A 3,216-nucleotide genomic window follows, 5' to 3' on the forward strand; every position below is an offset into this window, starting at 1 on the left:
AAACCAATCATTGGCCTTCGCTAAAAAAACAGCTATTATTTAGCTTTCGTTGCAAATGCAACCTCATTCCCGGATGACATCGGGTATACTTTTGATGGCATGACAAGCGAAACGTCCCCATGTCATGTATGTATATACATTATATAATAAACGCAGAACAAAGTCAATCTCAACCACTAAAAAGAAGCAAACCTAATGGTCTGCTTCTTTTGTTTTACTTACCTATCTCTTGTTCTCCACAAAGGCATTAGTGGTACTCCCCGGAGCCGGACTCCCTTTTTCTACCAGTTTAATCTCAATCCCTTCCAGTCGGTAACTGAACCCTGCTGAACCGGATGGTTCGTCATTCTTAGCCCAACCCATCCAACCAATGTTCTGTGTATGAACACGGTAATAGATATCATACTTCGTGGCTGCTTCTCCGGTTAACCGAATGTTAATAGCTTCAAGTCGTAAACAGCGTCCCTCTGTACCTGCCATGACATTATTAGCTACATAGTTTTGCCAACCAATGTCCTGTACGTGAGTCCGATACTCAATACCACCTGACATCCCTTCGTTTAAATCAATGTTGATTCCCTCTAAGCGTAAACTGCGTCCTTCTGTACCAGCTTTAGAACCATCTGTTACATAAGACTGCCAACCCACGTTCTCTACATGCGTTCGGTACTTAACTAAGTAGTTACCCAAATCGGGTGGCATTGTTCCATTGCCGGTCACGGTAATGTTATAGGTCAAGGTATCTTCACCAACCTTAGTAGAAATCACGGTTGTTCCGGTTGTCTTACCGGTTACAACCCCGTTTGTATCCACCGAAGCGATGGAGGGGTTTGAGGATGACCACGTAAGTGTTGAAGGGACAAGTTTTGTCTCTAAATAGTTGTACTCACAAAGCCACTCAGCATAAGGTTCGGGGACAACAAAAGCTTTCATCTGTCGACTCACACCTTTATCAATACTGAGGTTCGTTGTCTGTTTGTAACTGCTGTCGACACAGGGGTGGGGGTGATAGCAAGGACTCGTACCGTCATTATTCACCCCATCATGGTTATCCCCATCCGTATTTGTCTGATCCACTACCGTTCGGATTACTTTACTATTGGTTGTGTAGGTGGAAATAAGGTCTTGGGGTGTTAGGTTGCTCATATCGACACAATCCCCGCCAAATACCAAAACCCATGCATTTCCATAATGTCCCACACCAACCCGTGTCCAGTACCGTTTTGTCATTTGAACATAATGTCCCCCTGAATCTTCAAAAGCACTATATGCTGCTGCACCGCTGTTACGACCGATGACAATGTTTTCAGCACCCCCTCCCCTTATAACATAGTCTGGTTGATTCCCTGCATTACCTGCTGGTGCTTTATGTAAGTACACCAGATTAATCTCCGATGCCCGGTACATGGCTGCTTTTGTCAACCTACCATCTAATACTAAAGGCTGTCGACCGAGGGAGACACGCAGGGCATTCATCTTTTCCACTAACTCCACTGCTCCTGCACCGTCAACTCGTGCTTCGGTTGTATAACTGTAGTAACCGGATGGGTAGTCGTCTGGAAATACTCTGGTTGCACTGGTATCAAGTGTATCTTCTGTTATCTCTGCTGTTTGTACGCTGTCTGTATCCGGATTATCCGCTACCGGAATTAATTCTTCTGCAAAAACCCCACTGGTTGTTCCCAGTAATAAACCACCGACTAATAAGAGTATAAACCCCTTTTTCATTTTCTTTCCCCTTTATAAACGATTACCTAAATAATCACATAAAACTAGAGCATATCTCTATGCCTTAGCTCTCTATAAACTATTTATTCTCAACAAAAGCATTCACCGTACTCCCCGGTGCAGGACTACCTTTCTGAACTAACTGAATCTCAATACCCTCAAGTCGGTAACTGAACCCTGCTGAACCTGCCGGTTCATCATTCTTAGCCCAACCCATCCAACCGATGTTCTGTGTATGGACACGGTAATAGATATCATACTTCGTGGCTGCTTCTCCGGTTAACCGAATGTTAATAGCTTCAAGTCGTAAACAGCGTCCCTCAGTACCTGCCATGACATTATTAGCTACATAGTTTTGCCAACCAATGTCCTGTACGTGAGTCCGATACTCAATACCCCCCGACATCCCTTCGTTTAAATCAATGTTGATTCCCTCTAAGCGTAAACTGCGTCCTTCTGTACCAGCTTTAGAACCATCTGTTACATAAGACTGCCAACCCACGTTCTCTACATGCGTTCGGTACTTAACTAAGTAGTTACCCAAATCGGGTGGCATTGTTCCATTGCCGGTCACGGTAATGTTATAGGTCAAGGTATCTTCACCAACCTTAGTAGAAATCACGGTTGTTCCGGTTGTCTTACCGGTTACAACCCCGTTTGTATCCACCGAAGCGATGGAGGGGTTTGAGGAGGACCACGTAACAGACGATGGAACAATTTTAACCTCTAAACCCCGATACTTCTCAATCCAATCTTCATAGGGAGCAGGGACAACAAAAGCTTTCATCTGTCGACTCACACCTTTATCAATACTGAGGTTCGTTGTCTGTTTGTAACTGCTGTCGACACAGGGGTGGGGGCGATAGCAAGGATACTCACCATTATAAGCAACCCCATCCGTATTTGTCTGATCCACTACCGTTCGGATTACTTTACTATTGGTTGTGTAGGTTGAGATAAGGTCTTGGGGTGTTAAGTTACTCATATCGGGGAAATCCCCGTTAAATGATAATACCCAAGCATTCCCATAATGTCCCACACCAACACGGGTATACCAAGAGTGTGTCATTTGAACATAATGCCCACCTGAACCTTCAAAAGCACTATATGCCGCTGCTCCGCTATTACGACCGATTACGATATTTTCAGAAGAACCACTGAATATACGATAATCTGGTTGATTACCCGCATTACCTGCCGGCGCTTTATGTAAATACACCAGATTAATCTCCGATGCTCGGTACATGGCTGCTTTTGTTAAACTACCATCTAAAACTAATGGTTGTCGACCGAGGGAGACACGCAGGGCATTCATCTTTTCCACTAACTCCACTGCTCCTGCTCCATCAACTCGTGCTTCTGTTGTATAACTGTAGTAACCGGATGGGTAGTCGTCTGGAAATACTCTGGTTGCACTGGTATCAAGTGTATCTTCTGTTATCTCTGCTGTTTGTACGCTGTCTGTATCCGGATTATCCGCTACCGGAA

The 3,216-nt window shown here is 44.5% G+C and carries 2 protein-coding genes; both read right to left on the reverse strand.

Translation table 11 applies throughout. The features are described 5' to 3' along the window. Positions 1-222: 222 nt before the first annotated feature. Positions 223-1,728: a CAP domain-containing protein gene (locus GH808_RS14925; RefSeq protein WP_186843580.1), complete on the reverse strand. Its 1,506-nt coding sequence runs from the start codon at positions 1,726-1,728 to the stop codon at positions 223-225. 79 nt (positions 1,729-1,807) lie between these two features. Next, on the reverse strand, positions 1,808-3,216 hold a 1,409-nt coding region (locus tag GH808_RS14930), incomplete at its 5' end, for a CAP domain-containing protein (protein ID WP_186843581.1).

Origin of the sequence: Acetobacterium fimetarium (assembly GCF_014284475.1) — a bacterium.
Classification (GTDB): domain Bacteria; phylum Bacillota; class Clostridia; order Eubacteriales; family Eubacteriaceae; genus Acetobacterium; species Acetobacterium fimetarium.

Coding starts and splice junctions, on each gene's coding strand:
- GH808_RS14925 (WP_186843580.1), bottom strand. CDS start 1,728: ATGAAAAAGGGGTTTATACTCTTATTAGTCGGTGGTTTATTACTGGGA.